General features: G+C 69.0%; 12 protein-coding genes and 1 riboswitch. Of the genes, 7 read left to right on the top strand and 5 right to left on the bottom strand.

What is annotated here, in order from left to right:
* The first annotated feature begins 42 nt into the window (after positions 1 to 42).
* Positions 43 to 828 (top strand): glucosamine-6-phosphate deaminase, encoded by a 786-nt coding sequence (nagB, locus tag OG241_RS37935; RefSeq protein WP_405822016.1) that lies wholly within the window; start codon positions 43 to 45, stop codon positions 826 to 828.
* A gap of 85 nt (positions 829 to 913) precedes the next feature.
* A complete protein-coding gene (locus tag OG241_RS37930) occupies positions 914 to 1,312 on the top strand; it encodes a VOC family protein (protein ID WP_405822014.1) in 399 nt (132 codons plus the stop codon).
* 55 nt (positions 1,313 to 1,367) lie between these two features.
* Here OG241_RS37930 and OG241_RS37925 read toward each other — a convergent pair whose 3' ends face one another.
* From OG241_RS37925 to OG241_RS37910, 4 genes are all read right to left on the bottom strand, one after another.
* Positions 1,368 to 2,861 carry a glycoside hydrolase family 3 protein gene (locus tag OG241_RS37925; protein WP_405822012.1) on the bottom strand — a complete coding sequence of 498 codons (1,494 nt, stop codon included), beginning with the start codon at positions 2,859 to 2,861 and terminating at the stop codon, positions 1,368 to 1,370.
* Between the two features lie 9 nt (positions 2,862 to 2,870).
* Positions 2,871 to 3,713 (bottom strand): carbohydrate ABC transporter permease, encoded by an 843-nt coding sequence (locus OG241_RS37920; RefSeq protein ID WP_405822010.1) that lies wholly within the window; start codon positions 3,711 to 3,713, stop codon positions 2,871 to 2,873.
* Between the two features lie 5 nt (positions 3,714 to 3,718).
* The gene (locus OG241_RS37915; RefSeq protein WP_405822008.1) at positions 3,719 to 4,717 is read right to left on the bottom strand and encodes a carbohydrate ABC transporter permease; all 999 of its coding nucleotides are present in this window, start codon (positions 4,715 to 4,717) and stop codon (positions 3,719 to 3,721) included.
* 110 nt (positions 4,718 to 4,827) lie between these two features.
* A complete protein-coding gene (locus OG241_RS37910) occupies positions 4,828 to 6,111 on the bottom strand; it encodes an extracellular solute-binding protein (protein WP_405822006.1) in 1,284 nt (427 codons plus the stop codon).
* A 400-nt stretch (positions 6,112 to 6,511) separates the two neighbouring features.
* Here OG241_RS37910 and OG241_RS37905 point away from each other — a divergent pair, with 400 nt between their 5' ends.
* The 3 genes from OG241_RS37905 (at position 6,512) to mctP (ending at position 9,305) form a co-directional block, all read left to right on the top strand.
* Entirely contained in the window at positions 6,512 to 7,276 is a 765-nt protein-coding gene (locus tag OG241_RS37905) for a GntR family transcriptional regulator (RefSeq protein ID WP_405822004.1), read from the top strand.
* Between the two features lie 143 nt (positions 7,277 to 7,419).
* Positions 7,420 to 7,698 carry a DUF3311 domain-containing protein gene (locus OG241_RS37900; protein WP_405822002.1) on the top strand — a complete coding sequence of 93 codons (279 nt, stop codon included), beginning with the start codon at positions 7,420 to 7,422 and terminating at the stop codon, positions 7,696 to 7,698.
* Positions 7,695 to 9,305 carry a monocarboxylate uptake permease MctP gene (gene mctP / locus OG241_RS37895; RefSeq protein WP_405822000.1) on the top strand — a complete coding sequence of 537 codons (1,611 nt, stop codon included), beginning with the start codon at positions 7,695 to 7,697 and terminating at the stop codon, positions 9,303 to 9,305. Before OG241_RS37900 ends, mctP begins: the two co-directional genes overlap by 4 nt.
* A gap of 35 nt (positions 9,306 to 9,340) precedes the next feature.
* On the opposite strand, the gene OG241_RS37890 is transcribed toward mctP, so the two are convergent.
* Positions 9,341 to 12,922: an ATP-binding protein gene (locus tag OG241_RS37890; protein ID WP_405821998.1), complete on the bottom strand. Its 3,582-nt coding sequence runs from the start codon at positions 12,920 to 12,922 to the stop codon at positions 9,341 to 9,343.
* A 272-nt stretch (positions 12,923 to 13,194) separates the two neighbouring features.
* A riboswitch (cobalamin riboswitch) is annotated at positions 13,195 to 13,336 on the top strand.
* Positions 13,337 to 13,461: 125 nt separating this feature from the next.
* On the opposite strand from OG241_RS37890, the gene OG241_RS37885 reads away from it, so the two are divergent.
* Together OG241_RS37885 and OG241_RS37880 are read left to right on the top strand one after the other, a co-directional pair.
* Entirely contained in the window at positions 13,462 to 15,840 is a 2,379-nt protein-coding gene (locus tag OG241_RS37885) for a ribonucleoside-diphosphate reductase subunit alpha (RefSeq protein WP_405821996.1), read from the top strand.
* Positions 15,840 to 16,865 carry a ribonucleotide-diphosphate reductase subunit beta gene (locus OG241_RS37880; RefSeq protein WP_405821993.1) on the top strand — a complete coding sequence of 342 codons (1,026 nt, stop codon included), beginning with the start codon at positions 15,840 to 15,842 and terminating at the stop codon, positions 16,863 to 16,865. The genes OG241_RS37885 and OG241_RS37880 overlap by 1 nt, the downstream gene beginning before the upstream one ends.
* Positions 16,866 to 17,051: the final 186 nt, after the last annotated feature.

Raw genomic sequence — 17,051 nt, 5'->3', positions numbered from 1 at the left:
CCGTACGCCTCATGAGCGCTTCTCCAGATCGGCAGGCCCAGCGTGGAAGTTGTCATCGTTCCGGACGCCAAGGCGGGTGGCGAGCTCATCGCCGGGGCCATCGCACAGCTGCTCGGGCACAAGCCGACCGCGCTGCTCGGCGTGGCCACCGGCTCGACCCCGCTGCCCGTCTACCAGGCGCTCGCGGCCCGGGCGGCCTCCGGCGCCGTGGTGATGTCCCGAGCACGCATAGCCCAGCTCGACGAGTACGTGGGGCTGCCGGCCGACCATCCGGAGTCGTACCGTTCGGTGCTGCGGCGCGAGGTGCTGGAGCCGCTCGGGATCGGGATGGACGCGTTCATCGGGCCCGACGGGACCGCCGAGGACGTACGGGGAGCGTGCGAGGCGTACGACAGGGCGCTGGCGGAGGCCGGCGGGGTCGACCTCCAGTTGCTGGGGATCGGGACCGACGGACACATCGGGTTCAACGAGCCGTGCTCCTCACTCGCCTCCCGGACCCGGATCAAGACGTTGACCGAGCAGACCCGGATCGACAACGCGCGGTTCTTCGACGGCGACATCGGCCAGGTCCCCCATCACGTCATCACGCAGGGCATCGGCACGATCCTGGAGGCGCGCCACCTGGTGCTGCTCGCGACGGGCGAGGGCAAGGCGGACGCGGTGGCGGCGACGGTGGAGGGGCCCGTCGCGGCGGTGTGTCCGGCGTCGGCGCTCCAGCTGCACCCGCATGCCACGGTGGTCGTCGACGAGGGAGCCGCTTCGAAGCTGAAGCTGGCCGACTACTTCCGGCACACCTTCGTCAACAAGCCCGACTGGCAAGGGATCTAGGTCTCCCATGTCTCCGACGCGGCGAACAAGGGCCGACCGGAACCCGGGCAGGGAACTGGGCAGGACCTGGGCTAGAAAGATCCGTATGGAACTCACCCAGATACGCCTGTTGGTGTCCGACTTCCCCGCTGTCTACCGCTTCTACCGGGACGTGCTCGGGCTGAAGCCGCAGTTCGAGGCCGAGAGCGGCCCGTACGCCAAGCTCAGCCCGGACACCGGGCACGCCGCGATCGCGCTGCAGGACCGGGCGCAGATGGCCGGCCTGCTGGAGCGGCTGGGGGCGGAGCCGGACGGGCACCGCGCGCTGGTGGTGCTGCGGGTGGATGACCTGGACGCCGTCCACGCCGAGCTCTCCTCACGGGGCGCGGAGTTCCTCCGGGGCCCGGGTCCGATGGGCGACCGGATGCGGGTCGCCCACCTGGCGGACCCGGAGGGGAACCTGATCGAGCTGCAGGAGTGGCTGGCGCCGAGAGAACAGGCCTGACGACGAAGGCGCCGGTCCCCTTCCGAGGGGACCGGCGCCTTCGTCGTCGTACGGGTCACTCCCCCGCGATGATCTCCGCCGCCGCGCGTCCGCAGACTCTGGCCGCGCCGTGGGTCGCCAGGTGGGCGGCGCCTCGGCGGGGGGACTGGGGGACGCCCATCTCGACGACGATCGTGTCGGGGCGGGCGGTGAGGAGCGTGTCCAGGGCCGCCGACATCCACGGGTGACGGTGTTCGTCGCGGACCACCGCGACGACGCGGCTCGGGCCCGCCTCGGTCAGGGCCGCCCGGGCCGCCTCCTCGCCGGTGAAGGTTCCGGTACGGGTGCCGGGCAGCAGACGTACCAGCTCGGCCGCCACACCCCAGGGGGTCTCGTTGCCGACGGCGAAGTTCGCCACCGGGGTGAAGGCGGCCACGTACGGGGGTTCCCGGAGGGGTTCGAAGGGGGCCGAGCCCGCCGGATACGTCGTCTCCAGGGCGCGTCGGGCGGCCTGGAGGCCGATGTCGGTGGACCCCGTGGCAGCGGCGGGCTCCCGCGGTGCCGCCGTCCAGCGGGCCAGGGTCCTGACGCGTTCCGCCGCGTCCGCCAGGCGTTCCTCCGGGAGTTCACCGGCGCGTACGGCCTTGACCAGGGCGTCGCGCAGACGGCGTACCGTCTCGTCGTCCGAGAGGCCGCCGCCCACGCAGATGGCGTCGGCACCGGCGGCGATGGCGAGGACACTGCCGCGTTCGATGCCGTAGGTGTCGGCGATGGCCCGCATCTCCATGCCGTCGGTGACGATCAGGCCGGTGTAGCCGAGTTCGCCCCGGAGGAGGTCGGTGAGGACGGGGTGGGAGAGGGTCGCCGGGCGGTCCGGGTCCAGCGACGGAATCAGGATGTGGGCGCTCATCACCGCCCTGGTGCCGGCGGCGATCGCCGCGCGGAACGGGGACAGCTCGCGGTCGAGGACCACGGAGCGACTCGCGTCGATGCGCGGGAGGGCGTGGTGGGAGTCGACCGACGTGTCGCCGTGACCCGGGAAGTGCTTCGTGCAGGCGGCGACGCCCGCGGCCTGGAGACCGGTGACGTAGGCCGCGGTGTGGCGGGCGACCAGCTCCGGGTCGGCGCCGAAGGAGCGGACGCCGATGACGGGGTTGGCGGGGTTGGAGTTGACGTCCGCCGACGGGGCCCAGTTGAGGTTGACCCCGCAGGAACGGAGGCGGTGGCCGAGTTCGTGTGCCACCTGCTCGGTCAGCTGGACGTCGTCCACCGCGCCCAGGGCGTGGTTGCCGGGGAAGGAGGAGCCGGTGTGGACCTCCAGGCGGGTGACGTCGCCGCCCTCCTCGTCGATCGCGACCAGGACGTCGTCGCGTTCGGCGCGCAACCGGGCGGTGAGGGCGGCCAGTTGGTCGGGGGAGGTGATGTTGCGGCCGAACAGGCCCACGGAGGCGAGGCCTTCGCCGAGGCGGCGCAGCAGCCAGTCGGGGGCGGTGGTGCCGGTGAAGCCGGGCTGGAGGACGGTGAGCGCGTCACGGGTGAGTGTGTCGGGGCGGCGGGCGAGGGTCGTCATCGGTGGGGGTTATCCCTTCACGGCGCCCGCGGTCAGGCCCGCGGCCATCTTGCGCTGGACGAGGAGGAAAAGGACGACGATCGGCACGGCCATCATCGTGGAGCCGGCCATCATCGGGGCGTACTCGGTGCCGTGCTTGGTGGTGAAGTTGCCGAGCCAGACGGTGGCGGTCTGGTTCTTCTGGCTCATCAGCATCAGGGCGTACAGGTACTCGTTCCAGGCCTGGATGAAGCCGTAGACCGAGGTGGCGACCAGGCCGGGAGCGAGGAGGGGGAAGACCACGCGGAGGAAGGCGGTGGTGCGGGAGCAGCCGTCGACCATCGCGGCCTCCTCCAGCTCCTTCGGGATGTTGACGATGAAGCCGCGCAGGGTCCACACCGTGAACGGAAGGATGAAGGTGAGGTAGGTGATGATCAGGCCGGACAGCCGGTCGTACTGGTCGAGGTCGTTGAGCAGCAGGAACACGGGGATGATCATCGCGACCAGGGGGACCATCTGCACGGCCAAAATGCCGACGATGACGATCTTCCGGCCGCGGAAGGCGAAGCGCGAGATGGCGAGGGCCGCGAGCATGCCCACCACGATGCCGATCACGACCACCGTCAGGGACACGATGAGGCTGCGGCCGACGGGGCCCCAGAAGTCGGCGATGTTCAGCGCGCGGCGGAAGTTGGCGAGGGTGAAGCCCGTCGGCAGCAGGCTCGGGTCGGGGTCGATCGCGTCCTTCGCCGGTTTGATCGCCGTGTTCAGCATCCAGTAGACGGGGAAGCCGACCGTCAGGAAGACGAACAGGCCCAGCAGGTTCCAGCCGGCCTTCGACTTCCGGGGACGGGAGACAGCGGCAGTGCTCATGGTGGTCATTCGACGTCTCCGATCTTCAGCATCTGGCGCATGTAGACGGCCACGACACCGAGCAGCAGCACCACGGTGAGCAGTGCGATCGCCGACCCCTGGGCGTAGTCGTTGACGGCGAAGGCGCGGTCGTAGGAGTAGGTGGTCAGGAGCTGGAACTCGGCCTCCGGGTGGCCGCCCCGCATGACGAAGACCTGGGGGAACACGCCCATGTCCCAGATGACCGACAGGGTCGTGAGCATCACGACGATCGGTTTGAGGATGGGGAGGGTGACGTAACGGAACACGCCCCAGGCGCCCGCGCCGTCCAGCCGGGCCGCCTCCTCCAGTTCCTTCGGGACCTGGGTCAGCCCCGCGCCGAGCGTGATGACCACGAACGGCACCGCGCCCCAGACGACGAGCAGCATGATCACGGCCAGGCCCTGCGGTCCGCTCGCGAACCAGTTGTGGCCGATCATCTCGACGCCCGGGAGCTTGCTCAGCAGGGCGTTGATGATCCCGTAGTCGGAGTCGAACAGCCACTTGAAGACGGTGGTCGCCACGATGATCGGCATGCCCCAGCTGGCCACCAGGACGATGTTGACGAGCGTCTTCATCCAGCCGCTGACCCGCTGGAGCAGCAGTGCGATCAGCATGCCGGCGACCATCGTGAGGACCACTGAGCCACCGGCGAAGACGATGGTGCGGACGACGACGTCCCAGAACTCCCTGTCGCCGAGCACGGTGCTGAAGTTGGCGAAGCCCACCGACTCGGCCGGCTGGAAGCCCCACAGCTGGGACTGCCCGAACTTCTGGAACGACAGGGTGACCAGACGTACGAGGGGGTAGCCGAGGACCAGCGCGAGGATCAGCAGACAGGGCGCCAGCAGGGCCCAGGGAATCGCGGCGGTGGCCTTCGAGGGCCGTCTTGTGGGCGGCCCGTCCGTGCCGGTCGGCGGTGACGGCGGCGCGTGCCGTGTCGACGGCGGCAGCTTGGCAGGTGTGGTCGTGTCAGCGGCACTCATCCGCGCGCTCCTCAGCGGTCCCTCAGGTCGTACGGTCGTTGCTGTCGAACAGGTTCTTCAGGTGGCGGGCGAGCGGGGCCCTCCCCGTGACAGGGCCCCGCGTCGGGTCGCTACTTGGTGTTGATGACCTTGTCGATCGCCGCGTCCGCTTCCTTCGCGGCGGCCTCGACCGTCTCCTTGCCGGTGCCGATGTTCTGCAGCAGCGTCTGGAGGATCTGGGCCTTCTCGACCTGGCCCCAGCCCGGTGCCATCGGCACGAACCAGTTGGACTCCGCCGCCGTGGCCGGGACCGCCGTGGCCGGGTCGTTCTTCAGGGTGGCGAGGTCGGTCTTGTTGTTGGGCAGGTTGCCCTTGGCCATCAGGCCCTTCTGGCCGCTCGCTCCGGTGTAGGCGTTGATCCACTCGGCGGCGACCGTCTGTGCCTTCGACTTCACCGGCACGGCGAGGTCCGAACCGCCCAGGAACACCGGCATGTTCTTGCCGGACGGGCCGGGCATCACGAAGTTCTCCGTGTTGCCCTTGAGCTTGCCGGTCTTGTCGTTCTCCGGCGTCTCCGCGGTCGCGCCCTCCCAGGCGGCGGCGAAGATCATGCTCGTCTTGCCCTGGCCGTAGACGATGTAGCGGTCGGACTCGTCCTTGGTCTTGTCGCCGTGCATGTACTTGTCGATGACGTGTCTGAACTCGGTGAGGCCCTTGACGGACTCCGGGGAGGAGAGGGTCGCCTTCCACTGGCCGCCCGACTCCTCGGCGATCGAGCCGCCGGCGTCGTACACGAAGGACATACCGGCGTACCAGTCGCGGGTGGGCTGGTACCAGGCGTTGTACTTGCCGCCCTCCTTCTTCTGGATCTTGTCCAGGTCGGAGGTGAGTTCGGCGTACGTCTTCGGCACCGACTTGATGCCGACCGAAGCCGCCACGTCCTTGCGCCAGTTGGCGACGCGGCCACCGGCGTAGTAGGGGACGCCGTAGGTCTTGCCGTCGTAGGTGACGGAGGCCTTGAGGCCGTCCAGCCAGTTGGCGGAGTTCTCGAACTTCGCCGGGTCGAGGGGGGCGAAGGCGCCCTTGACCATGTAGCCGAGCATCTCGGTGTTGCCCATCTCGACCACGTCGGGGGCCTTGTCGGTGGCCAGGACGGCGTCGAGCTTGGCGTTCTTGTCGGGCCAGCCGTAGTACTCGTGGTTGATCTTGATGCCGGGGTGCGCCTTCGTCAGCGTGGCGTCGGCGGCCTTCACCAGCTCGGGCCAGTTGTTCTGCGCGTCCACGGTCAACCAGACGGTCAGCTCCTTGGCGTCGGCGCCGGTGTTGTCCGAGCTGCCGCCGTCACTGTCCCCGCATGCCGCGATGGAGACCATCATGCCCGCGATACCGATCGCGGCTATCAGCTTGCGCTTCACGCCAACCTCCTCTGGGAGCTGGACCAATGGTGTAGACCAGTAGGCGGAGCTTGGCTCAGACCAAACAGGGTGTCAAGGGGGTAGGAACGCCTTTGACCAGCCGTTATACGAGCTACATATACAGGAACCTTTAAGTAAGAAAGTGGCGGAAATAGCCTGCACATCTCTCTGATTCGAGGTAGACCACTTCTCGGGAGCACCGGGGCGCGAGCTTGGGCGGGACTTTCCCTGCGGTGGACTAGACCAACAGGGGGCGTGAAGGTATACAGAGGGATCACCAAGCGCGCGAAGGCCCGACGAGACCATTCACAGGTCAATCGCGGCGCCGGTCGTGCCACGATGTGAACGTGGACCGGCGGGACGCCGGCCGTAGCGGCTGCGGAAGCCGGGAAGGCGGAGCATGAGCACCGAGGTGAGCAGTGCGGAGAACGAGGGTGGGCCTACCGTCCGTACCGCGCGCGTGCCCAAGTACTACCGTCTGAAAAAGCATCTGCTCGACATGACGGAGACCCAGGCGCCCGGCACCCCGGTCCCGCCCGAGCGCACGCTGGCGGCGGAGTTCGACACCTCCCGCACCACCGTCCGCCAGGCTCTCCAGGAACTGGTCGTCGAGGGCCGGCTGGAGCGCATCCAGGGCAAGGGCACCTTCGTCGCCAAGCCGAAGGTCTCCCAGACGCTGCAACTCACGTCGTACACCGAGGACATGCGCGCCCAGGGCCTGGAACCCACCTCGCAGCTCCTCGACATCGGCTACATCACCGCCGACGACACCCTCGCCGAGCTGCTCGACATCACGGCGGGCGGGCGCGTCCTGCGGATCGAGCGGCTGCGGATGGCGAACGGCGAGCCGATGGCCATAGAGACCACCCATCTCTCCGCGAAGCGTTTCCCCGCCCTGCGCAGGTCGCTCGTCAAGTACGCCTCCCTCTACACGGCTCTCGCCGAGGTGTACGACGTCCACCTCGCGGAGGCCGAGGAGACCATCGAGACCTCCCTGGCCACCCCGCGCGAGGCCGGCCTGCTCGGTACCGACGTGGGCCTGCCGATGCTGATGCTGTCCCGGCACTCACTGGACAGGACCGGGCAGCCGGTGGAGTGGGTGCGGTCGGTCTACCGGGGGGACCGGTACAAGTTCGTGGCACGGCTCAAGCGGCCCATCGACTAGGGCTGTTGGGCAACCACAGAACCCACCCCTGATCAGCGGACAGGCACGGTTCCATAAAGCGGGGCCGTCCCGTAGATTTCCTGCGCGTTGCACAAGCGATCACAGGGAATCGCAGGCAGTCAGTGAGGGGACGGAGCTGTGACATGTCAGAAGCGCCAGAAGTGAGACAACCTGTGGCGGAACCACCGGTGGTGACTCCGATGCGCGTCGTCATCGGGCTCTGCCTCTTCGCACCCTTTGTCGCGATGCTGTGGGTCGGTTCGTACGCGAAGGTCGATCCGGCGTTCATCGGCATCCCGTTCTTCTACTGGTACCAGATGCTGTGGGTGTTCGTGTCCACCGCGCTGACGATGACGGCCTACCAGCTCTGGCGGCGCGACCAGCGCGCCCGTGCCGCCACGAAGGGTGGTGCGGACGCGTGAACGACGGCGTGAACGGCGTGGCACTCACCGTTTTCATCATCTTCTTCCTGGCCGTCACGGTCGTCGGCTTCATGGCCGCGCGCTGGCGCAAGGCCGAGAACGAGCACAGCCTCGACGAATGGGGCCTGGGCGGACGGTCGTTCGGCACCTGGGTCACCTGGTTCCTGCTCGGCGGCGACCTCTACACCGCGTACACCTTCGTGGCCGTACCGGCGGCGATCTACGCGGCGGGCGCGGCCGGCTTCTTCGCGGTGCCCTACACGATCCTGGTGTACCCGCTGATCTTCACGTTCCTGCCCCGCCTGTGGTCGGTCTCCCACAAGCACGGCTACGTCACCACCTCGGACTTCGTGCGCGGCCGCTTCGGCTCGAAGGGCCTCTCGCTGGCGGTGGCGGTCACCGGCATCCTCGCGACCATGCCGTACATCGCGCTCCAACTGGTCGGCATCCAGGCGGTCCTCGACGTCATGGGCGTCGGCGGCGGCGAGAACACCAACTGGTTCGTGAAGGACCTCCCGCTGCTGATCGCGTTCGGCGTGCTGGCGGCCTACACGTACTCCTCCGGCCTCAGGGCACCCGCCCTGATCGCGTTCGTGAAGGACACGCTGATCTACATCGTCATCGCGGTGGCGATCATCTACATCCCGATCAAACTGGGCGGCTTCGACGAGGTCTTCGGCGCGGCGAGCGAGAAGTACACCGCCGCGAAGGCGGGCGCCCTGGTCCCGGCCGAGGCCGGCCAGTGGACCTACGCCACGCTGGCGCTGGGCAGCGCGCTCGCGCTGTTCATGTACCCGCACTCGATCACGGCGACGCTCTCCTCCAGGAGCCGTGAGGTGATCCGCCGCAACACCACGATCCTGCCGCTGTACTCCCTGATGCTCGGGCTGCTCGCCCTGCTGGGCTTCATGGCGATCGCGGCCGGAGTCAAGGTCACCAACCCGCAGTTGGCGATCCCGCAGCTCTTCGAGGACATGTTCCCGTCGTGGTTCGCGGGCGTGGCCTTCGCGGCGATCGGCATCGGGGCGCTCGTCCCGGCGGCCATCATGTCCATCGCGGCGGCGAACCTCTTCACCCGCAACATCTACAAGGACTTCCTCAAGCCCGACGCGACACCGGCGCAGGAGACCAAGGTCTCCAAGCTGGTCTCGCTCCTGGTGAAGGTGGGCGCGCTGATCTTCGTCCTGACGATGGACAAGACGGTCGCCATCAACTTCCAGCTGCTGGGCGGCATCTGGATCCTGCAGACCTTCCCGGCCCTCGTCGGCGGCCTGTTCACCCGCTGGTTCCACCGCTGGGCCCTGCTGGCCGGCTGGGCGGTCGGCATGCTGTACGGCACGCTGGCGGCGTACGGGGTCGCGTCTCCGACGCAGAAGCACTTCGGTGGCAGCGCGAAGGAGATCCCCGGGATCGGTGAGATCGGTTACATCGGCCTGACGGCGTTCGTCCTGAACGTCGTCGTCACGGTGGTCCTCACCTTCGTGCTGAAGGCGCTGAAGGCGCCGGACGGTGTGGACGAGACGGTGGCGTCGGACTACACGGCCGACGCGGGGGATCCGGGCGTGGCGGTGGAGCTGCCGCCGGCCACGGCGGGCGCCGGCCACTGAAGGCGCGGGACCGGCCGGAAGGTTCCGGTCCGAACCTAGTCCCGCGTCCGTCTGGCCATCGCGTCCCAGAAGTGGTCCAGTTCGCGGACCCGCATGCCGACCCAGTGCGGGGTCTTCCTCCGCAGCCCCCGGGGGAGCCAGCGCCGGACGCTGCCGGGCAGCAGAGCCTGTTGCTGACGGCAGAACGGCTCGCGGATCTCTCCCCGGGGCAGGCCGCCCCGGGGAGGGTACGGGCAGAGCTGGAACGTGCAGTCGGGCAGACAGGTCGAGCCCGGTGCGGGCGGGGTGGACGTGCCGATACGCAGCCCGGGACACAGCGGCTCCCGGTCCGTGCGGATGCACGGCGGCAACGACACTCCGGGCTGTTCCATGCGGGCCAGGCGCTCCTCGACCTCGTCGGGGTGCCCGTCCCGTTCGACGAGGTTCAGCATCACCAGTACGTCGGCGACGAGACGTTGGGCGCGCGGGTCGAGGGTGCTCCAGCCGACCGAGGGCGGAATCCACAGGCTGTGCCTGCGGTATTGGCCGGTGCTGCCCGCACGGGCGCCGATGTTGTCGGCGATGCCCTTCTCGTCGATCCAGAGGAACCGCTCGGGCTGTCCGGTCTCCAGGGCGAGGGCAGCCAGGTAACCGGCCTCGGCGACGAACGGATGCAGGCACCGCCGGGCCGGTTCGCCGGGCTGGTCCGGGTGCCCCGGCGCCGCGTTCACCCTGCCCGCCATCGACAGCCAGCGTTTCACCGTCTGCACGGCGGTGGCCCCGCCCAGCTGCTGGGACGGATGGTGCCCGTCGGGTCGGCCGCCGGCGTTGTCCGGGAGCTCCCACAGGCACAGTGCCTGGAGCAGGCTGAGCTGCGCGTACCAGCAGCGTGACTGCTGGAGCACGGTCTCCGCCTGACGGATCAGGTCGCCGCGGCCGTCCAGGTAGGTGTTCGGGTGCCGTTGGCGTCGGTTGGCCGCGTACTTGAAGCCCTGGGCCAGTGCGACCTCCAGGGCGAGCGGCAGATCGGGGGCACCGCCGGTGAACTCCGGATCGAGGTGGCGCAGCCACTTGGCGAGGCGTTCCTTGGCCTCGTCGCGGTGGGCCTCGTCGACGGAACCCAGGAGCATCGGGAGCATCCAGGCCCGCATCACGAACTCCCGGAACAGATCGACCCGTTGCTCGTGGTAGTGCCGGTTCAGTTCCTTGCGGTCCTTCTGCAGCCGCCCCATGTCCTCGGCCGACACGCCCCCCGGGGACGTACGGTCCGCCCGCGCCTGCCCCATGCGGGCGGACCAGGCCACGTACTCCTGTCTCTTCCACGCCTTCAGCTTGTCCAGCCGGTCGTTGTACTCCTTCACGGGGTCGCTGTTCAGGCCGACCCGCTCGCGGATCACGGCGAACGCCGCGTTGCCGCCGGTGCCGAACTCCTGGGCCGCGACCAGGCGGATGGAGTAGGAGGGTTCCTGGATGCCCAGTCGGAAGAGCTCCCAGTACAGCGGGGTGGTGTCGATACGGGCGGAGACCTTCCGCAGCGCGGCACCCAGTTGTTTGAGCACTCTGCGCTTGGCGTCCCGCAGGGTGCTCCGGTCCCCCTTGATGTCGGCCCAGTGTTCGCGCACCGCGGTGACGATCTCGATCAGCTTTCGCGGGTCGTCCTCGGCACTCTCGATCTCCAGGGCGGCCGCGTAGAGGTCCAGGGCCTTGGGGTCGTCGGTGCGGAGGCCCGCGGCGGCACACAGCCGATGAGCGAGCGGGCGACCCCTCACCGGCGCCTGCCGTACCAGTTCCGCGATCTCCTTCCGCAGCTCCGCCCGCACACCGTGGCCCCGCTCGGGAGGGTTCGCCGCCGAGTGACGGGACAGCAGGACGAGGGCGATGAGCAGTTCACGGCTGGGACCGGGCGGCTGGAGCGACTGCTCGGCCAGGTCGCCGGCTTCCCGCTCGCCCAGGTGGTTCAGCAGGCGACAGCCGAAGTAGGCCTGGATGATGCTGTGCGGGAAGCGAACTCTGTGCTCGGACCCCTCCACCAGTCGGAGCTTGTTCGCGTGGGCCGCGAAGCGCGCGAGGACGGCATGACACTGGTCCAGGTTGCCCTCGCGCAGCCGCCTGCGTTCCGCGTCGCCGAGCCGCTCGCACAACGCGTTCCAGATCCGGCGCCGATGCCAGTCGGTGAGGGTGTTACCGCGTTTGCCGTACTGGTCGAAGCCGCGGCCGGCCCACAGGTGCTCGGCTCGGGCCCGCGCGCGCCGTGCCGGGCCCGGGTGCAGGATGTCCGGGTCGAGCAGCTCCGCGAAGCCGACCTCCAGCTTGTCCTGGAGCAGTCCGACGCAGGCCAGGGCCGAGACCACTTCGAGCGTGTCGCGACGCTCCTGCGGGGACAGCGCGACGTCCTCGCGCAGCTTTCCCTCGCACAGCGCCTCGGTCCAGGTCTCCATCAGCCACAGCCGCAGGGTCGCGCGGTCGCGGCTGCGGGTGTTCATGTGCCGAGGGTCGTCGCCTGGACGGTCGTGCTCCAGGATTCCCCGCCGATGGAGTTCCCGGGCGATCTGGAGGTAGATCGGCGACTCCGTCACCTCCGCCGTCTCCACGATCCAGTCCACCCGGCGCTCGTCGGTCTCCGGTACGCCCGCCGCGACGAAGCGCAGCGCCGCCTCCTCACTGAGCGGTTCCAGCTCCACGATCGCAGCCGAGGTGGTCTCCAACGGGCTGTGCGGCCGGGATGCGATGACCAGGGGCAGCTTCTCCTCGCGGGCGCGCTCGATGGCCCGGCGGATGACGTTGTCCCGGTTCTGCTGCCCGCCGTCGTCGAGAAGGGCTTCCTCCAGACCGTCGGCGAGGACGACCGGCTTGTCGTCGGCGAGGAGTTGCTGCCACACCCGGTCGGTCTTGCTGCGCGCCAGAATGCCCTTGGGCGCCTCCTGCGCGAAGCGCTGCCTCGCCAGGCGTTCGAAGCTCAGGTCGGCGCCGTCGGCCGCGTCCCTCAGCCTGACCGGCACCGGTACCGCGTTCTGGCGGGCCAGGAGTTCGGTGAGCCGTACGAGGACCGCGGTCTTCCCCGCTCCGACGCCGCCGACGAGCAGATACGGCCGCCGGGTGTCGCGCTCCCGCAGCCGCTCGGCGATGACCTGGGCGATGTCCTCGCGGCCCACGACCTCGGCGGTGTCGTATCCGGCGGTGGGCACCAGCCGGCGCGGATCCCGCAGCGTCTTGGTGAGATAGCGCCGTTTGGTCCAGCGGTACCACCAGAACAGGAAGAGCGCGGCGGCGATCGAGGCGGCGAGGATCGGACCGACGAACTTGAAGACGGTCTCGAACCCCTCGTTGCCCTGCCGCCACTTCTCGAAGCCGGTCGTGTCGTGCGTGATGAAGATGAACAGGCCCTCCCCGACCCAGGCGAGCAACGCCAGCACGGCGACCAGCCAGATCGTCCTGGTGACGTTGGCGTAGGAGAGCCATCGGCGCCATTTCCTGGGGCGGGTGGCACCTCGGCGGGCCTCCAGACGGATCGTCAGGGAGTGCCAGCGGCCGACGAACCCGTGGCCGACCCGGTGTCCCGCCCGTCTGAGGGCGAGGGTGGCCATCGGCGCGTCGCGCGGTCGCTCCTTGCAGGGCGGACGGCGGACAACCCTCGTCATGGCGTTCTCCCTGCGAGTTCCGAAAGCGGTTCCCGGGACGGAGGGCCGGCGGGAGAGGATTCGCGCGGCGCCGACGGTCACTTCCATGGAATCACTCCGGGCGCGCTTCGCAACCCGGGCGTCCGGCACCACGCGGGGCGTCCGGGAACATCGGGTTTCGTCCGCACCCGGGCTGGACGGAAGTCTCCCGCCACACCGGACGAACTCGCCCTGATCGGCTGTCAGCTGACGCTCTGAAACCGCCCCGACACAACATCTGGGGGTGGCGTGACGGGTGAGCACAAGATGTATGCTCGTGCTCGCTGTCGCCGCAGGGGAATCCGGTGTGAATCCGGAACTGTCCCGCAACGGTGTACTCGTGCACGTTTGTGCGCTTGGCCAGTCCGAGGACCTGCCGACGGTGTGCCCGGCCGACCGGTCCGGGTGCCTGACGTCCGGGCCTCGTGGAGTGGGCCGGTGGACGCACGCGTGCCCGTAAGGCGTCCGTGTGCCCCGCTGCCCTCCGCAAGGCCCCGTGCCGAGCGAGGGAGAGCCCCCCTGTGACCATCGCGCCAGCCGAACCGGCTTCAGCGACCCCAGAGGCCGCAGTCGAGACGGACGGTCCTGGTACCGCGCTGCTGCGGACCCTGACCGAGCTGACCGCCGACCTTCCCGACGCCGACCCCGGCCGGGTCGCCGCCGCCGCGCTGCGCGGCCGGTCCGCGCGGGCCGACGTGTCGGAGCTGCGCGAGCTGGCCACCGAGGCGGCGGCCGGCCTCATCTCCGAGGACCCCGCCTACTCCCGGCTGGCCGCCCGGCTACTGACCGTCACCATCGCAGCGGAGGCCGCCTCACAGGGCGTCACCTCCTTCTCCGAGTCGGTCGCGGTCGGGCACCGGGAGGGCCTGATCGCCGACCGCACCGCCGAGTTCGTCCGGCTGCACACGGACCGTCTCGACGCCCTGATCGACATCGAGGGCGACGACCGCTTCGGGTACTTCGGGCTGCGCACGCTGTACAGCCGCTACCTTCTGCGCCACCCGATCACCCGCCGGGTCGTCGAGACGCCCCAGCACTTCATGCTGCGGGTGGCGAGCGGTCTCGCCGAGGACGACACCGTGCGGGCGCTGGACGAGGTCGCCGCGCTCTACCGGCTGATGAGCCGCCTCGACTACCTCCCCTCCTCCCCCACCCTCTTCAACTCCGGTACCCGGCACCCCCAGATGTCGTCCTGCTACCTCCTCGACTCCCCCGTCGACGAGCTGGACTCCATCTACGACCGCTACCACCAGGTCGCCCGGCTCTCCAAGCACGCCGGTGGCATCGGGCTGTCGTACTCCCGTATCCGCAGCCGCGGTTCGCTGATCCGGGGCACCAACGGGCACTCCAACGGCATCGTGCCGTTCCTGAAGACGCTGGACGCCTCCGTCGCCGCCGTGAACCAGGGCGGCCGGCGCAAGGGTGCCGCCGCGGTCTACCTGGAGACCTGGCACTCCGACATCGAGGAGTTCCTGGAGCTGCGCGACAACACGGGTGAGGACGCCCGCCGTACGCACAACCTGAACCTCGCGCACTGGATCCCGGACGAGTTCATGCGCCGGGTGGACACGGACGCCCTCTGGTCGCTCTTCTCCCCCTCCGACGTGCCCGAACTGGTCGACCTGTGGGGCGCCGAGTTCGACGCCGCCTACCGCGCGGCCGAGGAGGCCGGGCTCGCCCGGAAGACCATCCCGGCCCGCGATCTGTACGGCCGCATGATGCGTACCCTCGCGCAGACCGGCCAAGGCTGGATGACCTTCAAGGACGCGGCCAACCGCACCGCCAACCAGACGGCCGAGCCGGGCAGTGTCGTCCACTCCTCGAACCTGTGCACGGAGATCCTGGAGGTCACGGACGACGGGGAGACGGCGGTCTGCAACCTGGGTTCCGTGAACCTCGGGGCGTTCGTCGACACGGCGGCCGGTGACATCGACTGGGAGCGGCTGGACGAGACGGTCCGTACCGCCGTCACCTTCCTCGACCGGGTCGTCGACATCAACTTCTACCCGACCGAGCAGGCGGGCCGCTCGAACGCCCGGTGGCGCCCGGTCGGCCTGGGCGCCATGGGCCTCCAGGACGTCTTCTTCCAGCTGCGCGTCCCCTTCGACTCGCCCGAGGCCAAGACCCTCTCCACGCGGATCGCCGAGCGGATCATGCTCGCCGCGTACGAGGCCTCCGCCGACCTCGCCGAGCGCAACGGTCCACTGCCGGCCTGGGAGAAGACCCGTACCGCCCGTGGTGTGCTGCACCCCGACCACTACGACGTCGAGCTGAACTGGCCCGAGCGCTGGTCGGCGCTGCGGGCACGTATCGCCTCGACCGGGATGCGCAACTCCCTGCTCCTGGCGATCGCGCCCACCGCCACCATCGCCTCGATCGCCGGCGTGTACGAGTGCATCGAGCCGCAGGTGTCCAACCTGTTCAAGCGCGAGACGCTGTCCGGCGAGTTCCTCCAGGTCAACTCGTATCTGGTACGGGAGCTGAAGGACCTCGGCGTGTGGGACGCCCGCACCCGGGAGGCGCTGCGCGAGTCGAACGGCTCGGTGCAGGACTTCGCCTGGATCCCGGCCGACGTACGGGCGTTGTACCGCACGGCGTGGGAGATCCCGCAGCGCGGCCTCATCGACATGGCCGCCGCCCGGACGCCGTTCCTGGACCAGGCGCAGTCCCTGAACCTGTTCCTGGAGACGCCGACGATCGGCAAGCTGTCGTCGATGTACGCGTATGCCTGGAAGTCGGGCCTGAAGACGACGTACTACCTGCGCTCACGCCCGGCGACCCGCATCGCCCGCGCCGCGCAGGCACAGGCCGAGAAGACCGTCCCCGTCCAGCAGGTCGCCGACCCCGACGCCGTCGCCTGCTCCCTTGAGAACCCCGAGTCCTGCGAGGCCTGCCAGTAATGACCACCGCACCTGAGAAGACCGAGAAGAACCTTCTCGACCCGGGCTTCGAGCTGACCCTCCGTCCCATGCGCTACCCGGACTTCTACGAGCGCTACCGGGACGCCATCAAGAACACCTGGACCGTCGAGGAGGTCGACCTCCACTCGGACGTCTCCGACCTGGCGAAGCTGTCCGAGGGTGAGCGGCACATGATCGGCCGGCTGGTCGCGTTCTTCGCGACGGGCGACTCGATCGTGGCCAACAACCTGGTGCTGACGCTCTACAAGCACATCAACTCCCCCGAGGCGCGGCTCTACCTGAGCCGGCAGCTCTTCGAGGAGGCCGTGCACGTCCAGTTCTATCTGACGCTGCTCGACACCTATCTCCCCGATCCGGCGGACCGGGCCGCCGCCTTCGACGCGGTGGAGAACATCCCGTCCATCCGCGAGAAGGCCGAGTTCTGCTTCAGGTGGATCAACGAGGTCGAGAAGCTGGACCGACTGGAGACCAAGGCCGACCGCCGCCGTTTCCTCCTCAACCTGATCTGCTTCGCCGCGTGCATCGAAGGCCTGTTCTTCTACGGTGCTTTCGCCTACGTCTACTGGTTCCGCAGCCGGGGTCTCCTGCACGGTCTCGCCACCGGCACCAACTGGGTGTTCCGGGACGAGACGATGCACATGAGCTTCGCGTTCGAGGTGGTCGACACCGTCCGCAAGGAGGAGCCGGAGCTGTTCGACGAGCAGCTCCAGCAGCAGGTGACCGACATGATGCGGGAGGCGGTCGAGGCGGAGCTGCAGTTCGGCCGGGACCTGTGCGGTGAGGGTCTGCCGGGTATGAACACCGAGTCGATGCGCCATTACCTGGAGTGCGTCGCCGACCAGCGGCTGGCGCGCCTGGGCTTCGCCCCGGTGTACGGCTCGGAGAACCCCTTCTCCTTCATGGAGCTGCAGGGTGTCCAGGAACTGACCAACTTCTTCGAGCGGCGCCCGTCGGCGTACCAGGTGGCCGTGGAGGGCACGGTCGACCTCAACGAGGATTTCTGACGTCACGTCACTGATGGTGCGGTCCTTACCGAACGGTAAGGACCGCACCATCAAGCGCGAGGTCTCGTCCATGGACCGCCCATCGGCCGTCCATGGACCTTCTATGGAGCGGCAAAGTTCTTCCGGGACGTCTGTTCCGGTCTCGTCGGCCCCGGCTACTTTTCTGGCGATCCTGTCATGCGCACA

It is taken from the genome of Streptomyces sp. NBC_01390 (assembly GCF_045040105.1).
Taxonomy (GTDB): domain Bacteria; phylum Actinomycetota; class Actinomycetes; order Streptomycetales; family Streptomycetaceae; genus Streptomyces.
Note: the sequence above shows the minus strand (reverse complement) of the source record. Positions and strands in the feature narration are given on the sequence as shown.

What these genes read in the sequence shown, in the direction of transcription:
- OG241_RS37900 (WP_405822002.1), top strand. Translation starts at nt 7,420, where the DNA reads ATGTCAGAAGCGCCAGAAGTGAGACAACCTGTGGCGGAACCACCGGTG.
- OG241_RS37905 (WP_405822004.1), top strand. Translation starts at nt 6,512, where the DNA reads ATGAGCACCGAGGTGAGCAGTGCGGAGAACGAGGGTGGGCCTACCGTC.
- OG241_RS37890 (WP_405821998.1), bottom strand. Translation starts at nt 12,922, where the DNA reads ATGACGAGGGTTGTCCGCCGTCCGCCCTGCAAGGAGCGACCGCGCGAC.
- OG241_RS37920 (WP_405822010.1), bottom strand. Translation starts at nt 3,713, where the DNA reads ATGAGCACTGCCGCTGTCTCCCGTCCCCGGAAGTCGAAGGCCGGCTGG.
- OG241_RS37915 (WP_405822008.1), bottom strand. Translation starts at nt 4,717, where the DNA reads ATGAGTGCCGCTGACACGACCACACCTGCCAAGCTGCCGCCGTCGACA.
- OG241_RS37930 (WP_405822014.1), top strand. Translation starts at nt 914, where the DNA reads ATGGAACTCACCCAGATACGCCTGTTGGTGTCCGACTTCCCCGCTGTC.
- OG241_RS37880 (WP_405821993.1), top strand. Translation starts at nt 15,840, where the DNA reads ATGACCACCGCACCTGAGAAGACCGAGAAGAACCTTCTCGACCCGGGC.
- OG241_RS37925 (WP_405822012.1), bottom strand. Translation starts at nt 2,861, where the DNA reads ATGACGACCCTCGCCCGCCGCCCCGACACACTCACCCGTGACGCGCTC.